Annotated in this window: 25 protein-coding genes; 7 read left to right on the top strand and 18 right to left on the bottom strand. The window is 42.3% G+C overall.

Annotated features, from left to right (window positions below):
• The 4 genes from gmd to ACZIX4_RS12085 all read right to left on the bottom strand — a co-directional run bounded on the left by gmd (position 1) and on the right by ACZIX4_RS12085 (position 4,496).
• Positions 1–1,074 (bottom strand): GDP-mannose 4,6-dehydratase, encoded by a 1,074-nt coding sequence (gmd, locus tag ACZIX4_RS12100; protein WP_463335897.1) that lies wholly within the window; start codon positions 1,072–1,074, stop codon positions 1–3.
• Positions 1,075–1,092: 18 nt separating this feature from the next.
• Positions 1,093–2,043, bottom strand: coding sequence for a GDP-L-fucose synthase family protein (locus ACZIX4_RS12095; protein ID WP_463335896.1), 951 nt, complete (start codon positions 2,041–2,043; stop codon positions 1,093–1,095).
• A 282-nt stretch (positions 2,044–2,325) separates the two neighbouring features.
• Complete coding sequence (locus ACZIX4_RS12090) at positions 2,326–3,654, bottom strand: O-antigen polymerase (protein ID WP_463335895.1); 1,329 nt, start codon at positions 3,652–3,654, stop codon at positions 2,326–2,328.
• A gap of 2 nt (positions 3,655–3,656) precedes the next feature.
• Complete coding sequence (locus ACZIX4_RS12085; protein WP_463335894.1) at positions 3,657–4,496, bottom strand: polysaccharide biosynthesis protein; 840 nt, start codon at positions 4,494–4,496, stop codon at positions 3,657–3,659.
• Between the two features lie 28 nt (positions 4,497–4,524).
• On the opposite strand from ACZIX4_RS12085, the gene ACZIX4_RS12080 reads away from it, so the two are divergent.
• The gene (locus ACZIX4_RS12080) at positions 4,525–4,692 is read left to right on the top strand and encodes a hypothetical protein (protein WP_463335893.1); all 168 of its coding nucleotides are present in this window, start codon (positions 4,525–4,527) and stop codon (positions 4,690–4,692) included.
• A 477-nt stretch (positions 4,693–5,169) separates the two neighbouring features.
• Here ACZIX4_RS12080 and ACZIX4_RS12075 read toward each other — a convergent pair whose 3' ends face one another.
• The 8 genes from ACZIX4_RS12075 to recR form a co-directional block, all read right to left on the bottom strand.
• The gene (locus ACZIX4_RS12075; RefSeq protein WP_463335892.1) at positions 5,170–6,168 is read right to left on the bottom strand and encodes a mannose-1-phosphate guanylyltransferase; all 999 of its coding nucleotides are present in this window, start codon (positions 6,166–6,168) and stop codon (positions 5,170–5,172) included.
• 125 nt (positions 6,169–6,293) lie between these two features.
• Complete coding sequence (gene rfbC, locus ACZIX4_RS12070; protein WP_463335891.1) at positions 6,294–6,839, bottom strand: dTDP-4-dehydrorhamnose 3,5-epimerase; 546 nt, start codon at positions 6,837–6,839, stop codon at positions 6,294–6,296.
• A complete protein-coding gene (gene rfbA / locus ACZIX4_RS12065) occupies positions 6,840–7,706 on the bottom strand; it encodes a glucose-1-phosphate thymidylyltransferase RfbA (RefSeq protein ID WP_463335890.1) in 867 nt (288 codons plus the stop codon). It abuts the gene before it with no gap.
• A gap of 12 nt (positions 7,707–7,718) precedes the next feature.
• The gene (gene rfbB / locus ACZIX4_RS12060) at positions 7,719–8,774 is read right to left on the bottom strand and encodes a dTDP-glucose 4,6-dehydratase (RefSeq protein WP_463335889.1); all 1,056 of its coding nucleotides are present in this window, start codon (positions 8,772–8,774) and stop codon (positions 7,719–7,721) included.
• A 16-nt stretch (positions 8,775–8,790) separates the two neighbouring features.
• Positions 8,791–10,185, bottom strand: a complete 1,395-nt coding sequence (locus ACZIX4_RS12055; RefSeq protein ID WP_463335888.1) for a UDP-glucose 6-dehydrogenase — start codon at positions 10,183–10,185, stop codon at positions 8,791–8,793.
• A gap of 67 nt (positions 10,186–10,252) precedes the next feature.
• Positions 10,253–11,500 carry a nucleotide sugar dehydrogenase gene (locus tag ACZIX4_RS12050; protein WP_463335887.1) on the bottom strand — a complete coding sequence of 416 codons (1,248 nt, stop codon included), beginning with the start codon at positions 11,498–11,500 and terminating at the stop codon, positions 10,253–10,255.
• A 1-nt stretch (position 11,501) separates the two neighbouring features.
• Positions 11,502–12,494, bottom strand: a complete 993-nt coding sequence (locus ACZIX4_RS12045; protein ID WP_463335886.1) for an SDR family oxidoreductase — start codon at positions 12,492–12,494, stop codon at positions 11,502–11,504.
• 141 nt (positions 12,495–12,635) lie between these two features.
• The gene (recR, locus tag ACZIX4_RS12040) at positions 12,636–13,256 is read right to left on the bottom strand and encodes a recombination mediator RecR (protein ID WP_463335885.1); all 621 of its coding nucleotides are present in this window, start codon (positions 13,254–13,256) and stop codon (positions 12,636–12,638) included.
• Between the two features lie 101 nt (positions 13,257–13,357).
• On the opposite strand from recR, the gene ACZIX4_RS12035 reads away from it, so the two are divergent.
• Positions 13,358–14,875, top strand: coding sequence for a sodium:solute symporter (locus ACZIX4_RS12035; protein ID WP_463335884.1), 1,518 nt, complete (start codon positions 13,358–13,360; stop codon positions 14,873–14,875).
• Between the two features lie 23 nt (positions 14,876–14,898).
• Here the strand turns inward: ACZIX4_RS12035 and ACZIX4_RS12030 are convergent, their stop codons facing one another.
• The 4 genes from ACZIX4_RS12030 to ACZIX4_RS12015 all read right to left on the bottom strand — a co-directional run bounded on the left by ACZIX4_RS12030 (position 14,899) and on the right by ACZIX4_RS12015 (position 17,746).
• A complete protein-coding gene (locus tag ACZIX4_RS12030; RefSeq protein WP_463335883.1) occupies positions 14,899–15,264 on the bottom strand; it encodes a CoA-binding protein in 366 nt (121 codons plus the stop codon).
• 94 nt (positions 15,265–15,358) lie between these two features.
• The gene (locus ACZIX4_RS12025) at positions 15,359–15,943 is read right to left on the bottom strand and encodes a hypothetical protein (protein ID WP_463335882.1); all 585 of its coding nucleotides are present in this window, start codon (positions 15,941–15,943) and stop codon (positions 15,359–15,361) included.
• A 149-nt stretch (positions 15,944–16,092) separates the two neighbouring features.
• The gene (locus ACZIX4_RS12020; RefSeq protein WP_463335881.1) at positions 16,093–16,614 is read right to left on the bottom strand and encodes a hypothetical protein; all 522 of its coding nucleotides are present in this window, start codon (positions 16,612–16,614) and stop codon (positions 16,093–16,095) included.
• Between the two features lie 49 nt (positions 16,615–16,663).
• Positions 16,664–17,746, bottom strand: coding sequence for a carboxypeptidase-like regulatory domain-containing protein (locus ACZIX4_RS12015; protein WP_463335880.1), 1,083 nt, complete (start codon positions 17,744–17,746; stop codon positions 16,664–16,666).
• Positions 17,747–17,887: 141 nt separating this feature from the next.
• Here ACZIX4_RS12015 and ACZIX4_RS12010 point away from each other — a divergent pair, with 141 nt between their 5' ends.
• On the top strand, positions 17,888–18,553 hold the full coding sequence (locus ACZIX4_RS12010; protein ID WP_463335879.1) for a pirin family protein: 666 nt from the start codon (positions 17,888–17,890) through the stop codon (positions 18,551–18,553).
• Positions 18,554–18,644: 91 nt separating this feature from the next.
• Entirely contained in the window at positions 18,645–19,382 is a 738-nt protein-coding gene (locus ACZIX4_RS12005; protein WP_463335878.1) for a dioxygenase family protein, read from the top strand.
• Between the two features lie 87 nt (positions 19,383–19,469).
• On the opposite strand, the gene ACZIX4_RS12000 is transcribed toward ACZIX4_RS12005, so the two are convergent.
• A complete protein-coding gene (locus ACZIX4_RS12000; RefSeq protein WP_463335877.1) occupies positions 19,470–19,925 on the bottom strand; it encodes a gliding motility lipoprotein GldH family protein in 456 nt (151 codons plus the stop codon).
• Positions 19,926–20,125: 200 nt separating this feature from the next.
• Between ACZIX4_RS12000 and ACZIX4_RS11995 the strand changes: the two genes are divergently transcribed.
• The 3 genes from ACZIX4_RS11995 (at position 20,126) to ACZIX4_RS11985 (ending at position 22,439) form a co-directional block, all read left to right on the top strand.
• Complete coding sequence (locus ACZIX4_RS11995; RefSeq protein WP_463335876.1) at positions 20,126–21,142, top strand: dioxygenase family protein; 1,017 nt, start codon at positions 20,126–20,128, stop codon at positions 21,140–21,142.
• A gap of 92 nt (positions 21,143–21,234) precedes the next feature.
• Complete coding sequence (locus ACZIX4_RS11990; protein WP_463335875.1) at positions 21,235–21,762, top strand: hypothetical protein; 528 nt, start codon at positions 21,235–21,237, stop codon at positions 21,760–21,762.
• Positions 21,763–21,803: 41 nt separating this feature from the next.
• On the top strand, positions 21,804–22,439 hold the full coding sequence (locus tag ACZIX4_RS11985; RefSeq protein WP_463335874.1) for a MarC family NAAT transporter: 636 nt from the start codon (positions 21,804–21,806) through the stop codon (positions 22,437–22,439).
• A gap of 2 nt (positions 22,440–22,441) precedes the next feature.
• Here ACZIX4_RS11985 and ACZIX4_RS11980 read toward each other — a convergent pair whose 3' ends face one another.
• Positions 22,442–23,434, bottom strand: a complete 993-nt coding sequence (locus ACZIX4_RS11980; RefSeq protein WP_463335873.1) for an SIMPL domain-containing protein — start codon at positions 23,432–23,434, stop codon at positions 22,442–22,444.
• Between the last annotated feature and the right edge of the window lie 28 nt (positions 23,435–23,462).

Below are 23,462 nucleotides of genomic sequence, written 5' to 3'. Positions count from 1 at the left end.
TTACACAAGCTTTAAGTCGCCCGCTACCATTTCCTTAACAAGACCGGCAAGGTCATACTGAGGTACCCAGCCAAGTTTTGTTTTAGATTTTGTAGGGTCGCCCAGTAGTAAATCTACTTCTGTAGGACGGTAATACTGAGGGTCTACCTGCACCACCACTTTACCTATTTCAAGTTGGTATTCAGGATTATTACATTTGGCCACTTTTGCAATTTCGCTTTCTTCAGTACCTTCAAATGTAAGCTCTACACCTACTTCGGCAAATGCCAGGCGAACAAAGTCACGCACAGATGTGGTTACACCAGTTGCAATAACATAGTCTTCAGCAACATCTTGCTGAAGTATACGCCACATAGCCTCTACATAGTCTTTAGCATGGCCCCAGTCGCGTAGTGCATTAAGGTTACCCAGGTACAGGCACTCTTGTTTTCCTTTTGCTATAGCAGCAGTAGCCATAGTAATTTTACGGGTTACAAAAGTTTCACCCCTGCGTGGCGATTCATGGTTAAAAAGCACACCGTTACAAGCATACATATTATATGCCTCACGATAGTTTTTAGTAATCCAGAAGCCGTATATTTTAGCAACACCATATGGCGAGCGTGGGTAGAATGGAGAGTTTTCATCATAAAAACCCTGTGCATTTTTATTTTCTTCAAGGCCACCATAAAGCTCAGAAGTTGAAGCCTGGTAAATCCTTGTTTTCTTTTCAAGGCCAAGTATACGAACAGCCTCCAGTATCCTTAACGTACCTATGCCGTCTACGTTAGCTACATACTCAGGCGAATCAAACGACACTTTTACGTGGCTCATAGCACCAAGGTTATATATCTCGTCTGGCTGAACTTCCTGTATAATACGTATAATGTTAGTAGAATCTGTAAGGTCACCGTAGTGAAGCTTAAAGTTCACATTGCTTTCGTGCTGGTCTTGGTACAAATGATCAATACGTTGGGTGTTAAAAGAAGAAGCCCTCCTTTTAATGCCGTGCACCATATATCCTTTTTCTAATAAAAGTTCAGCTAAGTAAGATCCGTCCTGGCCTGTAACGCCTGTAATTAATGCAGTCTTCATACGTATTGATTGTTCGTTTTATATAGTTACTTTTTTAATGTCTTTTATGTTTTCTAAAAACCACTCGTAGGTTTTTTTAACACCTTCTTCAAGGTTTACTTTATGCTTCCAGCCCAGTTCGTGCATTTTAGAAACATCCATAAGCTTACGCGGTGTACCATCGGGCTTAGTGCTGTCCCACACAATTTCACCGGTGTGGCCTACAATACGCTGTATGGTTTCGGCAAGCTCCTTAATGGTAAGGTCTTCACCGGTACCCACATTGTATAAATAATCAGGCAGCGTATTTTCCAGAGCAAATATTACCCCCTCGGCCATATCGTCTACAAACAAAAACTCACGCATTGGCGTTCCGCTACCCCAAAGGGTTACCGGAGTATTGCCATTAAGCTTAGCCTCGTGGAATTTCCTTAGCATAGCCGGCAATACATGCGATGTGTTAAGGTCGAAATTATCGTGTGTGCCATAAAGGTTTGTAGGCATAAGGCTTACATAATCTTTACCAAACTGCTTGCGTATAGCCTGGCAGGCCTTAACACCTGTAATTTTTGCTATAGCATACCATTCGTTAGTCGGTTCTAACGAATCGGTAAGCAAATGCTCCTCTTTTAATGGTTGTGGTGCAAATTTAGGATAGATGCATGAACTGCCCAGGAAAATAAATTTCTCAACATTATTTTTCAGCGCTGCATCTATAAGATTGTTCTGTATCAGCATATTTTCCATAATAAACTGGTACGGATAATCGTTATTGGCAAGTATGCCTCCTACACGCGCTGCAGCATCAATAATTACATCCGGTTTTTTTTCAGATATAAAATCCCTAACAGCTTCCTGTTCCCTTAAGTCAAGTTCAGCGCTTGTAGAGCCTATAAGATTTGTGTAACCCTTAGATTCAAGTATCCTCCATATAGCACTACCTACCATACCACGATGGCCAGCTATATATATCTTTATGTCCTTTTGCATTATAATTGGTATTTTAGTTTTAAAGGATAACACCAATAAAACAAAATGTTAAAAAAAACAAATGTAAAACTTTTTTATAATTTCTTTAAATACTAATCGATTTTTTAACTCAAACGGTTAAATTATTTTACAATAACCCTGCTACATGCTTGTAACATTATAAATTCTTTAAATTACATCAACCTTAATTCTCCTAATTTATCGATTTAAAAAATAAACCGACGGTTGTATTATTGTAAAAAATCAGTTGGCTCTAATCCCCCAAAACAAAAAAACATTGCTTTACAACAAAGCATTATTTTTAGATTTTGTCAGCACAAATTTATTAAAAACAAACCAACAAATAAATAATAAAGGTAATGTCTTTACAAAAAAAGCAAGCCTGAGGCTGCTAAAATTAAAGTACAATAATACAAAAACATAAAGTACTATTATTACAACATTTTCCGGATTTCTATTCCTGAATTTATGAACCATTCCAAACACTACTCCCTGTAAAAAGTAAAAAATTATAATACCGGGCAACAGAAAATTAGCATAGGCAAACCCGAAATTCTCTGTAGGCCATGATGACTTAGACATTTTGCCCCGCGGTATCGGCGGTTTATAATATTTATTATCTACAACTATAGACCTAAAATACACCCCCTGGTCTACTTCAGGTATTTCACTTTTATTCCCTTTGGCATTTATGGCAGCAAGCGGTGCAAAATACCCATCTAACTTCCATGCGTTATCTTTATTAAAATAATTTGAAGAAAAAACATCTATATAAACATAAGAGGTTTGATAAACGAATTTTTTTACTCCTTTATACCCTAACAAATCACCTGCACTAAAATCTTTAAAATCATTTCTAAGTAATGGAACAGCTAAAATATAGACAACAGATAAAGGTATCAAGGCAACAGTTAACAACACTGTCTTCCTGTTAACGTTAATACTTTTTACTATAAAGCTATAACCTACTGCAAGCATTGCCAAAAAAACTATAGTAGGCTCCCTTGCCCCTAACGAGTTTGCTATAAACAAATAAGTAAGCACCGACACCAATAACAAAACCTTATCTGCAATGTGTTTTGTATAAGACAGCCTAAGCATTAATAACAGCGGCACTATATAAAACAAATTTAGAAGCCCAAGTATATAATGCCCCCGCTGCAGCAAAACCCTCTCAGAAATGTGCTTTAAAAGGTAATCTACACCTCCTATACGGTTTATAAAAACACAATAAGCTGTAAGTGCAATGACATATAAAAAAACGGCCAGGTATAGCAGTGTCTTTATATTTACAGTGTACACCGCTTTTTTGGTTTCGATTTTATTCTTAAAACTCACCGCCTTTATCCCAAAAACAAGGCTGAAGTAGGCTATAGTTTGCACTAAAGTATATTTTACAAAAGCCTCCTCAATGCTTACGTGGCAAATATTTAATATCCTTCTCATAAATCCGCCAGGAAAAAAAGCCACAAACAAAATAAACGGAAGATGCTGAAATATAAACCGCAGCGTTACAAAGCGTATTGGTGAAAATAAATCTTTATCTTTTGCATGAATGTAAGAATCTGCATATATAAGCAACAACCACAAAAAACATGCAAACAACACCATACTTATTCGTTTACTTGTGCAGAAATTATTTTCTGCAGTTTATAATTTACCCCAAGCGAAATTAATCCGCCGGCAAACACCATTAAATAATCTTTAAAAATAATATAAAGCCCTAATGTACACGAAAATAATATTATCGGCACCAAATAGTATAAAATTTGGCTTATTTTAATTTGCCCAAAAAATATTCGCTGCAAAAAGACAAAACCGGCAAGGCTACAAATAAATTCGGCCATAAAAAACGCAAACCCCAGCCCCGGAAGGTAATTTACCTGCCCAAACAAGAACATCCCGGCACATATTGTCACAACCTTTATTACATTAAGTGTCAGCATCTGCCACGAAAGGTTTACTTTCTTAAAGAACTCATAGATAATTGTTGCAAAATTTTGAAACAAAATTCCCATAAACAATGCGGTTATAAGCCCGGCATTAAATACTATTTTGCCTTTCGTCCACATTTCATATATAAAAGGCAATAACGGGAAACCCACCACAATCATTAACACAATAATAAATGATGAATATACCCAAAACCTCTGCATTATTTTCACCGTATACTTATAATCCCCCAATGCATAATACTTTTGTATCTCAGGGAATAGAGGCAAAATAGAAATAAGTGAAAACCGGTAAAACACATTTGATATTACCCTGGTTGTAGCAAATACAGGCACGCTGTCTGCAGAAAAGAACCAGACCACCATAAGGTTAACACCAAGCTCATAGCCTCTTTCCACAAAAAAACTGGCATTAAGCAAAAAAGAACTCTTTATTACAGATACAGCCTTATAAATTTGTAAAAAACAAAACCTTAACCTAAACCCTAAACGTTTTTGCACATGCATCCTTATAACAAAATAGAATACTATGCTTACCAGCATAACCACTAAACAGGTATACAACAGGCTTCCGGTTATAAGTATCAGCACCAGTGTAACAAATACATCTAACACGTCTCCTAACGCCTGTATCTTCAGTGTTTCCTTTACATGCCCTAAAGGCTCAAGCAGCCTGCCCAGGAAAAGGGTTGAATAAAATAACAGCATCCTGGAAACAAAGAGAAGAAACAAACACACACCTCCATGATAGCTTTCTATATATTTACCAGAAAAGCCTGCAAATTGCGGCAGAACCCAGGGCATACACACTAAGGCCGCTAGCAGTACCTGAACTGTAGCGTAAATACCATTTGATGTTATAACAGGCTTTAAGGCTATCTCTGCATCGGCATCATTCCTGTAGGCCAGGTTAAAATGGTTAGCCGTAAAATGATAATGGCCTGATGAAATACTGGCAATAAGAGATGCAATGGAAAAAAGAACAAGCCAAAATGAGTATTGCGTATAACCTACTGCATAAATAAAAGCCGGTAATAGACATACCTGCTTTAAAAAGCTGACACAAATGCCGTAGGCACCCCATTTTACAGAGTTTATATACTCTCCTTTTGTCTTAAGCCAGTTCCAGTTCAAGCATCCCCGTTATTAAGAATTTTAGCAGCAATAGTAAAGATTAATCTATAAGTTTAGACTTATACTTTTCCAGCTGGCTGTATATGTTTTTAACCTCTTGTGCGTGCTCTTTATGCAATATAAGGTTAGCCGTAGGCGTATGTACAAATATGGTGTTTTCAAGGCCAAGGAATGCAGTATAGTTATCTGTACCTATAACCATGTTGCCCGACTCGTCTACACTATGCCCCATTTTCTTAAGGTAATCGTAAACCGAATCAAACGACCCAAGGTCAGACCACTTAAATATTGCAGGCACTACCCTTATTTTTTTACTGCGCTCCATTACAGCATAATCTATACTGATTGAAGGGATTTGCAGCGAAAGCTCTTCGTTAAGTTTACCATCAGGCGAAGCATTCCATGCAGCAAGCGATTTCTCATATACTTCTGGCTGGTATGTTTTCAGCTCATCAAGCAGTACCGACGCCTTAAAGCAGAACATACCGCTATTCCAAAGGAAATTCCCCCTGTCTATAAACTCCTGTGCTGTAACAAGGTTCGGCTTTTCACGGAACGAAAGCACCTCATCTTCTTTGTGTTCTATATAGCCATAACCCGTTTCAGGTTTGGTAGGGTGCACACCAAAGGTTACAATGTAACCGTTTGCTGCTTTTTCTACAGCCTCATCTATAGCCTGCTTATACGCTTCGGCACCTTCTATAATATGGTCAGACGGGGTTACTATAAGTATATCATCAGGCTCAGATGCAAAGGCAGCAAAGGCAATAGCTGCCGCTGTATTCCTCGGCACAGCCTCTACAACATCAAGATATTCAGTATTACAGGCTGTAAGTATTTCTTTAGAAAGGTGGCAGTTATCCCTGCTTCCTACCACAATAAGGTTACTGGCAAAAGCATTGTTCCTGTCTGAAGTCATTTCAAAAAGTGATTTTCCCCCGAAGATAGCCAGATATTGCTTTGGCCTGCTTTTCCTTGATAAAGGCCATAAACGGCTCCCTACACCGCCGGTAAGGATAACATGTGTAATTTTACTCATTAGCTATTTATATTTTATAGTACAACTGAAACCACTCCTAAATACCTGCAATGCCTTTTTAGTATCTAACTGCATGGGTTATAATAATTTATATCACGCAAGGAACTATACTTATTGCAACTTTTTTAATAGTCTGAATCTGCCAAAGCCGGTAGCTCAGCATCTTTTTCTGAAACCAGCAAATCGGTTTCTGCAAATTTCCAGTCTATATCCAGCTGGGCATCGTTATATATAACACCCCTTTCATGCTCTTTAGAATAAAAATTATCGCATTTGTAGGCAAATTCCGCCTCATCACTCAGTACTACAAAACCGTGGGCAAAACCACGCGGCACAAAAAGCTGCCTTTTGTTTTCAGCACTAAGCTCTACTGCTACGTGTTTACCGAAAGTAGCAGACCCTCTGCGAAGGTCTACAGCCACATCCAGCACGGCACCGTGTATTACCCTTACGAGTTTTGCCTGGGCAGCTTCACCTATCTGGTAATGAAGCCCGCGCAACACCCCTTTAGAAGAGAACGACTGGTTGTCCTGCACAAAATCTACATCTATACCTGTTACTGCCTTAAACGTATTTTTATTATAACTTTCGTAAAAATACCCCCGGCCATCGTTAAACACGCGTGGTTCCAGGATAAAGCAACCTTCAATTTCGGTTAGGACTATATTCATTTATTTGGTATCAATCAAAGAAAGGAGTTTCTTACCGTACCCGCTTTTTAGCAGCGGCGCACAAAGCTCCCTGAATTGTTGTTCGGTTATATATCCCATTTCATAAGCCACACCCTCTATGGCACCTATTTTAAGGCCCTGGCGCTCCTCTATTACTTCTACAAACTGCGAAGCCTGCATAAGCGACTGAAATGTTCCGGTATCAAGCCATGCTGTACCGCGGTCCAAGATACTAACTTTTAATTTATTATTGGCAAGGTAATATTTATTTATATCGGTAATTTCAAGTTCACCCCTGTGGCTTGGTTCAATGCTTTTTGCAATGCGCACCACATCATTATCATAAAAATAAATACCCGGCACCGCATAGTTAGATTTTGGCTGAAGCGGCTTTTCTTCTATAGAAAGCGCTTTGCCCTGTGCATCAAACTCGACTACACCATAACGCTCAGGGTCGTGCACGTGGTAGGCATATATAATACCACCCTCAGGGTCTATATTGCTTTGCAGCAACTTGCCCAAACCGGCACCGTAAAAAATATTATCGCCCAAAATCAGGGCCACCTTATCATTACCTATAAACTCCTCGCCTATTATAAATGCTTCGGCAAGGCCGTTCGGCTGGTCCTGCACAGCATACTGAAACGTACAGCCGTACTTATTACCGTCTCCCAGCAAATCCCTGAATAAAGGCAGGTCTTTCGGAGTTGAAATGATAAGCACATCGCGTATACCGGCCATCATTAAGGTAGACAGCGGGTAGTAAATCATAGGTTTATCGTACACAGGCATCAGTTGCTTACTTACTGCAAGTGTAAGCGGGTGCAGCCTGGTCCCCGACCCTCCGGCCAAAATAATACCTTTCATAGGCAGTATGGGTTATACCCGGTTTGTATATTGTTTATCGTAATACTTCATGTATTCGCCTGAGGTGACCCCTTTAAGCCAGTCCTGGTTGTTTAAAAACCAATCGACGGTAAAATTAAGGCCTTCCTCAAACGTAACTGAAGGTTTCCAGTTTAATTCACTGTTAATTTTCGTGGCATCTATAGCATACCTCAGGTCATGTCCCGGGCGGTCTTTCACGTAAGTGATAAGCTTTTCGCTCTCACCTTTTTCCCTGCCCAGTTTTTCATCCATAATACCGCATAGCAGTTTAACAAGGTCTATATTCTTCCACTCGTTAAAGCCGCCTATATTATAGGTTTCGTGGTTCCTGCCTTTATGGAACACCAGGTCTATAGCCAAAGCATGGTCTATAACAAAAAGCCAGTCGCGTGTATAGTTACCATCCCCATATACCGGTAGGCTTTTATTATTGATGATGTTATTAATAAATAACGGAATCAGCTTTTCAGGGAAATGGTTCGGACCATAATTGTTGCTGCAATTTGTAAGCACATACGGCAATCCGTAAGTTTCGCCATAAGCACGCACAAAATGGTCTGAAGCCGCCTTACTTGCCGAATATGGTGAATTTGGCGCGTAAGGTGTTTCCTCGGTAAAAAGCCCTTCAGTTCCCAGCGTACCATATACCTCATCGGTACTTACATGGTAAAACCTTTTTCCTTCAAAATTATCTTTCCAAATTTCTTTGAAAGCATTAAGCAGGTTAAGGGTACCTTCTACATTGGTACGTACAAAAGCCAACGGATCGGTTATAGAGCGGTCTACATGCGACTCAGCCGCCAGGTGGATTACCCCATCAAAAGCATGCTCTTTAAACAGCCCCGAAATCGCGGCAGCATCGGTAATATCAGCCTTAATAAACCTGTAGTTTGGTTTATCTTCTATATCCTTTATATTTTCAAGGTTACCGGCATACGTAAGGGCATCCAGGTTATAAATTTCATAATCAGGATAGTTGTTTACAAACCTCCTCACTACATGCGACCCTATAAATCCGGCACCACCGGTAATCAGTATTTTTTTCATTTAATACCCTCCAAAACTATTTGCCTATGGCATTAAAGAAGAAACCTATTTCTTTCAGCTTATCTGCATCAAGCAGGTTCCTGCCGTCAAAAACAAAAGCAGGCTTTTTCATATTATCATAAATACGTTGCCAGTCATAGCCCTTAAACTCATCCCACTCGGTAAGCACCGCTATGGCATGGGCATCTTTAAGCGCCTCATAAGGGTCATTGTGTACAGCAACACCTTTTGCGTTGTCTGCCTCACTACGGTTACCCAGGTAATCCAGGTCGCCATATATCTGCGTGGCTTCCACTTTAGGGTCGTACACCGCTATAGTAGCCTGCTCATTAAGCAGTTCGTCAGCCACATATATTGCTGCTGATTCACGCGTATCGTTTGTGTCTTTTTTAAACGCCCAACCAAGGAACGCTATCTTTTTGCCCGAAACCGTGTTGTAAAGCGTCCTAACAATATTAGCAGCAAAACGCTTTTTCTGGTGGTCGTTCATGATTATTACCTGCTCCCAGTAATCGGCCACTTCATTTAAGCCGTAACTTTTGGCAATATACACCAGGTTAAGGATGTCTTTCTGGAAGCATGAGCCGCCAAACCCTACCGATGCTTTAAGGAACTTAGGCCCTATACGGCTGTCCATACCTATGGCTTTTGCCACTTCATTTACATCAGCACCTGTTTTCTCACAAAGTTCAGACATCGCGTTTATAGACGACACCCTTTGCGCCAGGAATGCATTCGCCGTAAGCTTAGACAATTCAGACGACCATACATTTGTGGTAAGTATCCTTTCGGCCGGTATCCAGTTTGCGTACACCTCTACCAGTGCCTGCATGGCCTTGGCTCCACCCTCGGTAGTTTCCCCACCTATAAGTACCCTGTCCGGGCTTAGCAGGTCTTCTACAGCAGTACCTTCGGCAAGGAACTCAGGGTTAGAAAGTATCTGGAACTTCACACCGTTTCCGGTATTGTCCAGTATACTGCGTATGGCCTCGGCAGTACGCACCGGCAGTGTTGATTTTTCAACAACTATTTTATCCGTTTTTGCAACAGAAGCTATCTGCCTTGCGCAAAGCTCTATATATTTCAGGTCGGCTGCCATACCCTTACCTACACCATACGTTTTGGTTGGGGTATTAACCGATATAAAAATCATTTCGGCCTCATCAATCGCCTTCTCTATTTCCGTACTGAAAAAAAGGTTCCTGCCACGGGCTTCGGCTACAATTTTGTCAAGCCCCGGCTCGTATACCGGCAAATTATCAAGGTTATCATCGTTCCAGGCTGCTATCCTGGCTGCATTAAGGTCTACAATTGTAACCTTTATATCCGGACATTTTGCTGCTATCACTGCCATAGTAGGCCCGCCTACATAACCGGCTCCGATACAGCAAATGTTTTTAATTTTGCTCATTATAAAATGATCTTATTTACTAACTAAAGTCTACGAAATTAAGACTATTTTAGTTAACTCGAAATTTTTAAAATATTTTTTTGAAATCGTATACCACGCTCACCTCATTACATACCGATTGCAGGTTAAGCGTTTTAAATTCGCTGTGCGCCACTCCTGCAAACACGGCATCGTATTTACCTTCAGGCAGGGTTTCATGGCTTACCAACCCGTATTCATGCATTACCTCTTCAGGGTCGGCCCACGGGTCGTAAAGCGTTATAGACACACCATACTCGTTAAGCGCACTGATTACATCTACTATCTTGGTATTGCGCACATCCGGGCAGTTTTCCTTAAAAGTAATACCCAGCACCAATATATTAGCACCGTTTACCACCACGCCACCTTTTATCATTTTCTTTATCAGTTGCGACGCCACATACTCCCCCATACTGTCGTTCAGCCTGCGTCCGGCCAGTATTATTTCAGGGTGATAACCGGCTTCCTGTGCCTTTTGTGCCAGGTAATATGGGTCTACCCCTATACAATGCCCGCCAACAAGCCCCGGCTTAAACGGCAGGAAATTCCATTTGGTACCCGCTGCCTCCAGCACATCATAGGTATCTATATCCAATAGGGTGAATATCTTGGAAAGCTCGTTCACGAAAGCGATATTAATATCGCGCTGTGAGTTTTCTATCACTTTGGCAGCTTCGGCCACCTTAATACTTGGCGCCTTGTGCGTTCCGGCTATGATAACCGAGTTGTACACCGCATCTATCGCATCAGCCGATTCAGTCGTAGAACCTGATGTTACTTTTATGATTTTCTCTACCGTATGCAGCTTATCTCCGGGGTTAATACGCTCTGGCGAATAGCCTGCAAAGAAATCTTCATTAAATTTCAATCCACTTACACGTTCCAATACCGGTACGCATTCGTCTTCAGTCACCCCGGGATATACTGTAGACTCATACACCACGATATCGCCTTTCTTCAGCACCTTGCCTACCGTTTCACTGGCTTTGTATAGCGCGGTTAGGTCGGGCCTGTTGTTCTTGTCTACCGGGGTAGGCACCGTAACAATATAGAAATTACACTCTTTTATGCCTTCAATATCCGATGTAATAAAAAGGCCGTTACCACCTGCAAGGTTATCTACAAGCACCTCATTAAGTGTTGCTGCATCTACCTCAAGCGTTACGTCTTCACCTGCTTTAAGCTGGCCTACACGGTCTTGTTTTATATCAAATCCGGCCACGGGATATTTCTTTGCCATAAGCACTGCTAATGGCAGCCCCACATACCCAAGGCCTATTACTGCTATTTTCATTTTAAAAAGAAACCGGTTTTAAATTTTCCCAATACCAGCCCACAGCCTGCTGCAATCCCTGCTCCATAGAAAACTGCGGGTTGTAGCCCAGCAGTTCCTTCGCTTTATCAATGCTCGCCAACGAATGCGGAATATCGCCTGCGCGCTCCGGGCCGTATACTACCTCAACATCGGCTATGGCGGCATCAAAACCCGAAAGGTATTTTTTAAGCCCCTGCACAAGCTGGTTCAGCGTAGTACGTTCGCCATATGCCACGTTGTATACTGTATTTACGGCATCGGGGTGGGTGGCAAACAGCGCCTTTTCATTGGCCTGCACCACATTATCTATATAGGTAAAATCCCTCGAATAATCTCCTGTACCGTTTATTACGGGACTTTCGTGCTGCATAAGCATCGACACAAACTTAGGTATTACGGCAGCGTAGGCACCATTCGGGTCTTGTCTTCTTCCAAACACATTAAAGTAACGCAGCCCTATGGTTTCGAGTCCGTATACCTTACCAAAAACATCAGCATATAATTCGTTTACATATTTGGTAACAGCATAAGGCGAAAGCGGCTTGCCTATTACATCTTCCACTTTCGGCAGGTTTTTACTGTCTCCATACGTAGAAGAGCTGGCCGCATATACAAAACGTTTTACCCCTGCATCGCGGCTTGCCGTAAGCATATTCAGGAAACCGCCCACATTAACATCGTTAGTGGTTATGGGGTCGGCTACCGAACGCGGTACGGAACCAAGCGCAGCCTGGTGCAGCACATAGTGCGCCCCTTCAACTGCCTTACGGCAATCGTCAAGGTTGCGGATATCGCCCTCTATAAATGTGAATAATGGATTATCTGTAAGGTGTGCTATATTTTTTTTGTGACCCGTAGCCAGGTTATCAAGGCAGGTAACGCGGAATTTCTTTTCAATGAAATAATCGCACAAAGCAGAACCTATAAATCCTGCCCCACCGGTAATAAGCACCTTTATTTCGGAGTTTTCCATAAAAATCAATATCAGGACCGGTTGTATACTGTAAGCAGCAAATATAACCAGTAAAAATTTAACAAAGTGTTATTTATCCGTTTTGTTTCACCTCCCCACACATAAACAGCAAACACCCAGTTTTATTATATGTATTTATTACTACATGCTTTTCAGCGAGTTTTCAAACGGTACGCGATGCACTATACTGCGCCCCAGGGTTACCTCATCGGCAAATTCAAGCTCATCACCCACCGCAATTCCCCTTGCAATGGCCGATGTAACCACACCCCACTCCTTCACCTGCCGGTAAATGTAGAAGTTTGTGGTATCGCCCTCCATGGTACTGCTCAGTGCAAAGATGAGTTCTTTAACCCCACCACTGCGCACCTTTTCAACCAATGTGGCAATATTCAGCTGGCTGGGGCCAATGCCGTCTATGGGCGAAATCTTCCCCCCAAGGACATGGTATATGCCCTTAAAGAGGCCGGTATTTTCTATGGCCATAACATCGCGTATGTCTTCCACCACACAAATTACAGCTGTATCGCGGGAAGCATTGGCACATATAGAGCATACTTCGGTATCGCTTATGTTGTGGCAGCTTTTACAGTACTGTATGTCGTTCCTCATTTTCTGTAGTGCATCACTCAGCAGCTGGGTTTGTTCCGCAGGCTGCCGAAGCAGGTGCAACACCAGGCGCAGCGCCGTACGCTTGCCTATACCGGGCAGCTGCGATATTTCTACAACCGCATTTTCGAGTAGTTTAGACGACATTTCCATAACCCCGCAAAGATATAAAATTTAAACCGCAAGTGCTATTTAGCGCAAATGCTAAGAGGTTTCAAAAATTTTTAGTTGTTTTGTGTACCAAACGATAACGCATGAGCCCTATAACCATACTCTCTATAATCATTATTTACTTCGGCGTACTGATACTTATATCGCGCATTGTAAGCCGCAAGGACAGTAGTAACGATACTTTTTTTAAGGCCAACAAGAACAGTAAGTGGTATCTTGTAGCCTTCGGGATGATAGGCACGGCGCTGTCGGGCGTTACGTTTATATCGGTGCCGGGAGAGGTGGGCGCACCCAGTGGCGAACAATTTAAGTACTTCCAGTTTATACTGGGTAATGCTTTGGGCTTTATCATCATTGCCAAAGTGCTGCTGCCACTGTACTACAGGCTGAACCTTACTTCCATATACGGTTACATAGAAGGGCGACTGGGTTATTATAGCTACAAGACATCAGCCATGATATTCCTTATCAGCCGTACTATAGGTTCCGCTTTCCGTTTGTACCTGGTGGTGATTGTATTGCAGCGCTATGTATTCGATGCCTTTGGGGTGCCATTTTGGGTAACGGTGCTTATTTCGCTGTTGCTGATATTTGCCTACACCTATAAAGGCGGGCTTAAAACGATTATCATTACCGATTCACTACAAACATTCTTCCTGGTGTCGTCGGTATTCTTTACCATATACTTTATTTGCGACAGCCTTAACCTGAGCGTTCCACAGGCTTTTGAAACCGTAAAACAGAGTAACTATTCCAAAATATTTTTCTTTGAAGACTTCATTAGCAGTCGCTTCCATTTTGTAAAGCAAATCATAGGCGGTATGTTCGTAACCATAGCCATGGTGGGCCTTGACCAGGACCTGATGCAGAAAAACCTGAGCTGCAAAAACATCGGCGAAGCACAAAAAAACATGTTCACCTTTACAGGGACGTTTGTGGTTATCAACCTGTTCTTTCTGGGAGTAGGTGCGCTACTGTACATTTATGCCGCCCAAAACGGCCTTAGCGTACCGGTTGTAGACGGCAAGCCGCGCACCGACCTGCTGTTCCCGGAAATTGCGTTCCATCACCTGTCACTGATACCGGGCGTGGTATTTTTGTTAGGACTTACAGCAGCTACCTTTGCCACTACCGATTCGGCACTTACAGCGCTTACCACCTCGTTCTGTGTGGACTTCCTCGGCATGGACAAACCCGAAAACCTTACCAAAACCGGCAACGAACGCACGCGTCACTTTGTGCACATCTCCTTTTCATTGCTGATGTTCCTGGTAATTGTATTGTTCAATGCCATCAACGATGCATCGGTAGTGAGTATGATATTCAAGATTGCATCATACACGTATGGGCCGTTGCTGGGGCTGTACAGTTTCGGGCTGTTCATGAAGAAGCTCACCGTAAAAGATAAGCTGGTACCTTTCGTATGCATAGCATCGCCATTCATCACGCTATACCTGAGCCTTAACTCAACTACGTTCTTCGGCAGCTATGTTTTCGACAACGAACTGATTGTAGTAAATGCGGCAATTACGTTTGTGCTGCTGCTTTGCATTAGTAAGAAACAGGCCTCTCCCCAACCCTCTCCAATAGAGAGGGAGTAGCTTCACTCAAACTCTTAAATGCACTAATACTGGTTCGTAGACAGAAGCACCAACGTACAGGCTATTTCAGGTATAATATTGTTATCCTTTAATAACTGTATCAATTCCATATTCTCGGTACCGGGATTGAAGATTACCCTTTTGGGATTTAGGCCAATGATATAATCATAGTACGGCTTTTGGTTCATGGGGTTCAGGTAGAGGGTTATGGTATCTACCCCGTCAAACGGTGCAGCGCCTTTTTCTATTTTAATCCCGTCGAGGTCATCTTCCTTTTTTCCCATAGCTACTACGGGATGGCCAAAGCGTTGCAGCATCTTTACTGCCTTATAGGCATATCGTGTTGGCTCAGTGCTTGCGCCCATAACCAGTGTTTTCTTAGTATCCATAGCGTTTTGTTTAGCATAAAGTTACGAAAAGACCAATATATAAATAGCCATTTTAAAACAGCATTAACGCGATTATCACAACCTCTTATTCTTATTAAAATATAAAACTGTTAAAATCTATAGCTTTAATAATTTCAAGCTCATCAGATGTTAAAACCCTGTAATCATTATCAATAGATAACTCATCAATAATCAATATTACATCAGGCCTTACACCTAAAATTTTAGAATCCTGTGAGGTAATCATCCCTTTACAATAGTGCGCTTTAATAAGGGTATATGAAATTTTAATTTTTTGGTTACTAAAAAAAGAAGAACTAATCTTTAACGTAGCTAAATCAGTCATACGCGCATTCTTATCTATTAATCCCGAATTATTTACCCCGGTGGCTTCATGGTTAAATGTAGTCCGCGTGGTATATGTCGCTAATTCAATGGGATCTTTCTGGAAGCATGAAACAATATTTTGGTCAGCGAAACCATCAAACACAACCAGTTTGGTCTGTAAAAATTTTATCAGGCTCTTATCTTCATTTAATTCAAGAGCCAAATAATACGTCTTTATTTTTTCAATCTTCAAATCCCGTTTCACCTCAACCTTAAACAATAACAAATTACTCCTGTTTTCCTGGGAATAAATAGAGCAAAATGTAAAAAACAGAAAAAATAATACTCTCATATATTTAGCTTTACTACTTATCCCTATTACAAACTCATTAAGTTAACTATAAAACTTTACGGCACCGCATAACCTGAAATCACAATTTTCAATATAATGTTAATAAATGTAAAACACACAAACCAATGAATTTAATACATTTACGAAACTCAAGCTTTTAATTTTATAAAAACCTCACCTAAACCATTTTCATCTTGATAGGCTTGAAAACACTCCAATGAAAGGTGGTTTGTATGTTTTTTTAGCGCTTTCTTCAATTGATTGTCACAACGATTATTATCTAATTTAGAAACTTCAAACATATTGAATTTAAGCTGTATATCTCCAAGTTGTTTCCAATCAAATCTACTGTTCTTTTCAATCGTTACTATCTCTTGTGGCTTAAGATAAAAGAAAGGAATTTGATAGTTCTTCATCACTTCAGGGTCTGTTATTCTATTCGAGAAATCAATAATCAAGAATTTCGGAGAAACACTATTAAGGCTGTTTACATCATTTTTAAACACTAATATATCGCTTGCAGAAATGTTCTGAACAGTTACAACTCCCGTTACAAGACTATCTTTTACTTCCTTCTTCAGTTCCAAATCTACTTTAACAAAATCATTGGTATAGCTATAACTCTGTGAAAACAAAAAACACGGAAACAATAAAACCAATATAATTTTCATAATCTTAATTTTTAATCTCCTTATAAATCACACTTTTATCCCACCACCATCACGGCACATACTCGTAGTCCGCCGGAAGCAGGTCACCCGCCTTCAGGCTCCCCATATAGCCCCGGAATAAAAAAGCATCTACCGGCCAAAACAGTCCGTTTTTATCGATATAAAACGTATCCCTGTAAAAATTGAGCGTGGTTTGCGTACGGGTATCCATATCGCGCAGTATGATAAAATCACGCTTAGAATAACTGTTTACAGGCCTGCCCTTGGGCTGTAGCCCTGTTATCTTAATTGGGTTGGTATCATCCAGGAACTGCTTGTTTAACGACACCTTTCTGTACCCCGAAGAATCAGCATAAATAAAGCACTCGTGCGGGTCGGTTGGCACTTTGTCTATATACAGAGTAAACTTCTGTTCTTGCCAGTCGTCTTTAAGGAACGTACGCATCAGGTGCGTAGCCGAACCCACATAAGCGGCCTTACGCTTTTTATCTGCCGAACCTTTTTTAGACACATCGTTAAATGCCGAAGTACCTGCATAAAAACTGCGCACCATATTGTTATCGTCCAGGCTCAGGTAATTGTAATTCACCTCAAAAGCTTTCAACTCAAACATCACGTTATATTCTAACCGCCTGTTTTTTATGCGCAGTGGTTTTGATGCCCTTGCCCTTAGCGAGTTGGTTCCTTCATCGTAGTACAGGTATACATCGTCCTCGTTTTCTATAGTACAGGACGACCCGGCACGCGAGCGGCCTAAAAACTCCTTCCTGAAAACAGCCAGCATCTGCTTACGGGTAAAAGGCGGCTTATTGGTTATCACCACCTCATCCAATACAGTAACGTCTTCACGCAATACGGCTTTAAAAGGTTTGCCGTACTGGTACGGGTCTTCTATCCGCAGGGTTTCAAAACCTACGTAACTGATGATGAGCGGCGCATTGTACTTTTCCCGCAGCACCAGCCTGAAATACCCCTTATCATTGGTATTCGCAGAAAAGGTAGTACCGTCTATATATACATAAGCGCCTTCAAGCGGTTTGTTTTCGGCTTCGTCATACACATAGCCCGAAATAATGATCTGGCTGTGCAGCGTACCGCAAAGCAATAGCAACAAAAGCAGGAGTTTCCTCATGGCTTTCAAATTTTTTACTAAAATTACATTTTTAAAACGGGTATTTCAAAACGTTTTATCGCATTTGGTGCGGCGTTAACCGATAATTTACAATAACGCCTTTTATGCACGCTTATTTTTGCAGCATTAAACAACGGAACTATGATACACCAAACACCAGCCCAAATATACAAAGCACAGCAACGCGGCCTGTACGAAGACAGTACCCGCCGGTGGCATGCTACCTTTAATTTTGAATCGTATGCCGACCCGCACCGCAAACCGTTTGGGCCGCTTGAAATAGTAAATGATGAAACCCTGGGGCCACAGCAGCAGGTAACACGCTTTGCCCAACACAAATGCCTGCTGCTGATTCCGCTGGTGGGTACATTGGAATTTGTATACGAAGGCGAAACCCGCTACGCCGAACCAAACGAAGCAGTATGGCTTCCGCTGGAAGGCAGCATAACCATAAAAAATCCATACGATAGTGAGCTTATCAACTTCCTGTTTATAGAATTTAAGGAACCTTGTGGCACTGAAGCCTCCACCATTTCCATAAACCTTGAGGAGCGCAACAGCCTGAATCCTTTTTCCCTTCCCGGAATTGTGAAAGCCAAGATGGGCATTTTCGATGGACGTAGTGAAGCGCTTTACGAACCAAAGGCAGGCAACGGCATTTTCGTATTTGTTATCTCCGGTGCTTTTGAAGTGCAGGGCAGGCTATTGGAAGAACGCGACGGCCTGGCGCTCTGGGAAACCACCGAAGCCGATATGGAAGCCCTTTCGCAAAATGCTGTTATTTTATTGTTTGAAGTCCCGTTGTAAAGGGTTTACCCACACAATGCAGCTGTTTACCGCAGTGTACCAATAACCGTTTCAACCTTGCCGTTAGCCTTATATAAAATGACGCAAGGACATGGAACGGAAACAATTCTTTAAGACAATGGGGCTGGCAGGGCTGGCCTTTGCAGGACTAAAAACCCTGAATGCATGCAGCAGTGACGACGACACGGTAACCACTTCATCAGGCTCGGGCAGCAGCAGTAGCGATACCAGCTGTACGGTATCTCCAACTGAAACAGCAGGGCCTTTCCCTACCAAAAGCCCATCGACACTGGTACACACAGATATTACTGCCGACCGCACCGGGGTAGCACTGGGCATTACCATTACCGTAAAAAACGTAAATGACGATTGTAATGTACTGCAAAATGCCATTGTAGATATTTGGCACTGCGACAAGGACGGAAACTATAGCGAGTATGGTGGCACCAACATGCAGGGTACCGACTATACCAGCGTACACTTCCTCCGTGGCAGGCAAACTACCGACAGTAATGGGCAGGTAGCGTTTACATCCATATTTCCGGGGTGGTATTCCGGCAGGGCTACACACATCCACGTACACATATACAATTCGGCAGGAAATTCACTGCTCATCACACAGATTGCATTCCCCGAGGGCAGCAACAGTGCAGTAGTGCAGGTAAATTCGGCCACAGCTTATGGCTACACTAAAGGCATGAGCGGCTACACCTATAATGCTTCAGACAACATTTTTAGTGACGACACCACCGGCAGCGAAATTGCCACAGTATCGGGCAGTGTAAGCAGCGGCTTCGAACTTACACACACCATTTACGCAGAGGGTTAATTTTTTTTTAGATAAATATTAGTTGGTTAGTCATGTTCATGCCCGCCCGCCTGTTTTAGTCTCACAGGCGGGCAGGCTTTTTTTTGGTTAATCCAGGTTGCTGAACTTTACCCCAACAGCAATAGTATTGGGCAGGTAAGCCGACGGGAATTTATTCCTGATGTCTATTTTATATTCACCTTCCTGCGGCGATGCTATTTCCTTAACCACGGTATCAAGGTCGCATACATCTCCCACACAATCTGAAAGGCTTTTGCCGTTTTTATCTTTAAGGTGCAGTACTACCGGCAGGGTTTCCTTAGTGCCATCGGGCGCAGTAATATCTACCTCTACCGGTATATCGGTAAACTGGGGTTCGAACACATGCGAATACGAAATGGACAAAGTAGCAGGTTTTAAGCTACCGGGCGATTTTACATCAAAATGCACCACCTCGCTTTGGGGCCAGCGGTTGTTTTCAAAATCGTTTCTCGCACCGTTTACAGACCCGCTACAGGCCGTCAAGAGGATAAGTACCGAAGCAAGGGTAAAGAGTTTCTTCATAAATAGCAAGGTTAATTGTTACACCACATATAACGGGCTTAAAGTGTTGAATATTTGGTGCACCCAGAATATTTTTAACACAAAAAGACTCAAAATCGAAACAAAAACCAACATTCACCGCAACAAACCCACCATACACCTCAAAACAATACAGCCTTCGTAATTATAAGTAGCTTTGTAGTAAGCAATACTATCTACGCATGAAACGAAAAGACTTTTTAAGAAACAGCCTGGGCTTTTTAGGCATGGCCGTAGCGGCACCCTCCATCCTCCGGGCGGCGGGCAGTAACGGCGATACCGAAACCGAAACATTGACCACCTGTACCGTATCGCCCAGCGAAACGGCAGGCCCCTTCCCTACCATTACGCCATCAAGCCTGGTACGGACCGACATTACAGACGACCGCACCGGTGTGGCGTTTACCATCAACATTAACATCAAAAACAAAAATGCCAGCTGCAATGCACTTTCAGGTGCTATTGTAGACATTTGGCATTGCGACAAAGACGGTTACTACAGCGAATACGGCGGTACTTCTATGCAGCAGGTAAACTATACCACTGTGCACTTCCTTCGCGGCAGGCAAACGACCGATTCCAACGGACTTGTGAGTTTTACCTCTATTTTCCCGGGGTGGTATACCAGTAGGGCTACGCACATACACGTACACGTTTACAACTCAGCAGGTACATCACTGCTTATTACGCAGATTTCATTCCCTGAAGGCAGCGACAGCGCAGTAGCCATTGTAAACTCGGCAACCGCATATGGTTATACCAAAGCCCTTAACGGCTATACCTACAACGCCAGCGACAACGTATTTAGCGACGACTCAGCAGGGCTGGAACTTGCTACCGTAACCGGAAGCCTTAGCGAAGGCTACGTACTGGAACACACTATTTATGTAAATGGCCCTACCGCCGGCCTCGATGATGTAACTAAAAACGAATTTGGCATAAAACAAAATTATCCTAACCCTTTTACAGACGTTACCACCATACCCGTAAACCTGCAAATGGACAGCAGGGTAAACATTACGGTATACGACCTTACCGGACGCAGGGTGCTTACCGCATTTAACGGTGACCTTGCCGGTGGCGAAAGCACCATAACGCTAAACCGCGGCAGCCTGAGCAGCGGCAGCTACATCTATAAAGCTGTAGTGAGCAATGCCGAAGGCACGTTTGAAGAAAGCAGAAAAATGATTGTAAGGTAAATAAAAACAGTGTTTTTTATTGTTGGTTATTTGTATATTTGGAAGAGGAGGGAGTGCAGACCCTCCTCTTCTGTTTTATTAAAGACGATGTTATGCCCTATCCTAAAATAAAACTTGCCTATCGTGTGGTGATAGATAATTCGGCATCCCAGCCTTGGGACCGTTATATTTTTGAAGACACCTACCGCGAATACCTTATGCAGCAGCAACTGTACAACGACAAGGCTAACCCTAAGGCTACCTTTAGGGAACTGCTCTCTGAAAACCCGAATGCAGAAAAACTGCATTACCTTACCGGGATAGCTGCCGCCAGTTATGTACAACAGCTTAAAGGCAATTTTTACCGCGTGAGCGATGTGCTGGGCACTACCTTTTTACCGTTTACAGGCTACCGCTTTGATATTGTGAATACCGACATTAACGACATCACCCGCCATAAAGTGGGCATTACGCTGTATTCGCCATTGTTTACCTATCTTGGCATAGTGAACGATTGTTACCTCGTATCTTCAGATACCGGACAGAAGCCCGGCTACGAAACCGTTATGTTCCCCATACAGCCGCAGCTCAGCATCTGCTACTATGAAGAAGGGACAATTAATGATTTAGAAAAACTGTAATAACTGCCAAAGTTTTACCTTTGCAACAATAAAACCACAACATGGAGCTATTCATTTACATATTTGCCGCTATATTTTCAGTAATCAACCCGTTGGGCGCCGTGCCTATCTTCGTAGGCCTTACACAAGACGACACGGTTAAAGAACGCCAGCGCATTTCATTCTGGACAGCGATTAATGTGTTTATCATACTCCTTGTATCATTTTTTGCAGGGCAATATGTACTGAGCTTTTTCGGTATTAGTATCGATGCACTGCGTATAGCCGGTGGCTTTATCATTGTAAACTCGGGCTTCTCATTACTGAACCGTCGTTTTAGCAAAGGGCGCGGTGTACACAAAGAGGTAGAAGCCGATGCCCAAAAACGAAACGACATAGCCCTTACCCCATTGGCCATACCCATGCTGGCCGGCCCCGGAAGCATATCGCTGCTTATAGCCATGCACCAGGATTACAAAGAAATGCCCCAACAAATAATAGCCGTATCTGCAATGGCAGGTATCGCCTTTGTTATCTTTCTGGTAATGCGTGGTGCACATAAGGTATCGCAGGCACTGGGTGCATCGGGTATTGTAGCCATATCGCGTATTATGGGTTTTATTACTATTGCAATAGGTGTACAATACATTATCAGCTCAATATCAAACATCCTGCAAGGGCTGCACTTCGGCAACTAAAATTATAACCCCAATTGTTTTACATCGCCGTTTTGGGTAACCATATAAATACGCTTGTCTATAACCGGCTGAGATGGTTTTACAGGTTGTGGCTCCGCTTTCGGCTGTGGTTCAGGTTTGGTAAGGTCTACCGTTACGGTAATATCATAAAACAACTGTATGGAAGGCTCGGTAATCTCAGGGTTAATGATATAGGTATGCGTTTTAAACTGCACCGGGTTGTAGTACTGCGTATCGGCTTTCTGGATTTCATTCACTACACTGTTCCTGGCAAACGGCAACTGGTGCCTTGAAAAAGCCGTATAGCTGCTATAGCTCTCCACCGGGTACATTACGTTAAAGCTTTCCGTGAACGTTTTTTTCTTTGCAGTAAGGTCTTCGCCTTTCAATTGGCCGTAGAACTTCAGCTTACTGTTAAACACCTCCAGTGTTTTCATCTGTAGCTTATTCATTATGCTGTCTACATCGGCCATAACATAATCCACTTTTACAAAATCATACACCTCTTCTTCGGCACAGGCGGTAATAATTTTGTCCAGCACACGGCCTTTGTATTTAATGATAAGGTTCTTTTTCATCTCATACCCTACCGGTTTTTCGTTGTACGTTTTTTTACTGAATACTTTTTTGGTTACCTCAAATTCATATACCGGCACAAACGAAATCATATCGGTTATTACCTCAGCGCCCGGTTCTATTGCTTTCAGTTTCGCTTTAATATTATTTACCTTTTCGTTTACCAGCGTATTGATTTCCTCCAGCGAAGTACCCACCTGCACGATGCTGAACGTAGCCGAAAACAGTGAAGGCTTTTCGTTATAAATACCCCGTATACTAAAGCTGAGTGTATTGGTATTATCAGCGCTGATACTCGTCATTTGCTGTTGCTGCTGCCTGTAGCGGTTAGGCCCGTAGTTAACATTTCCGCTTTCCTGGGCTGTGGTTGTAGCCGTGACAAGCAGTGCGCCCATCAATAAAAAACAAATTCTTTTCATGGTTATGGATTTTTAAATTTCTGTTGCA

The sequence above is a fragment of the Flavobacterium niveum genome (assembly GCF_055231775.1).
This window is presented reverse-complemented; position numbering and strand designations above follow the sequence as displayed.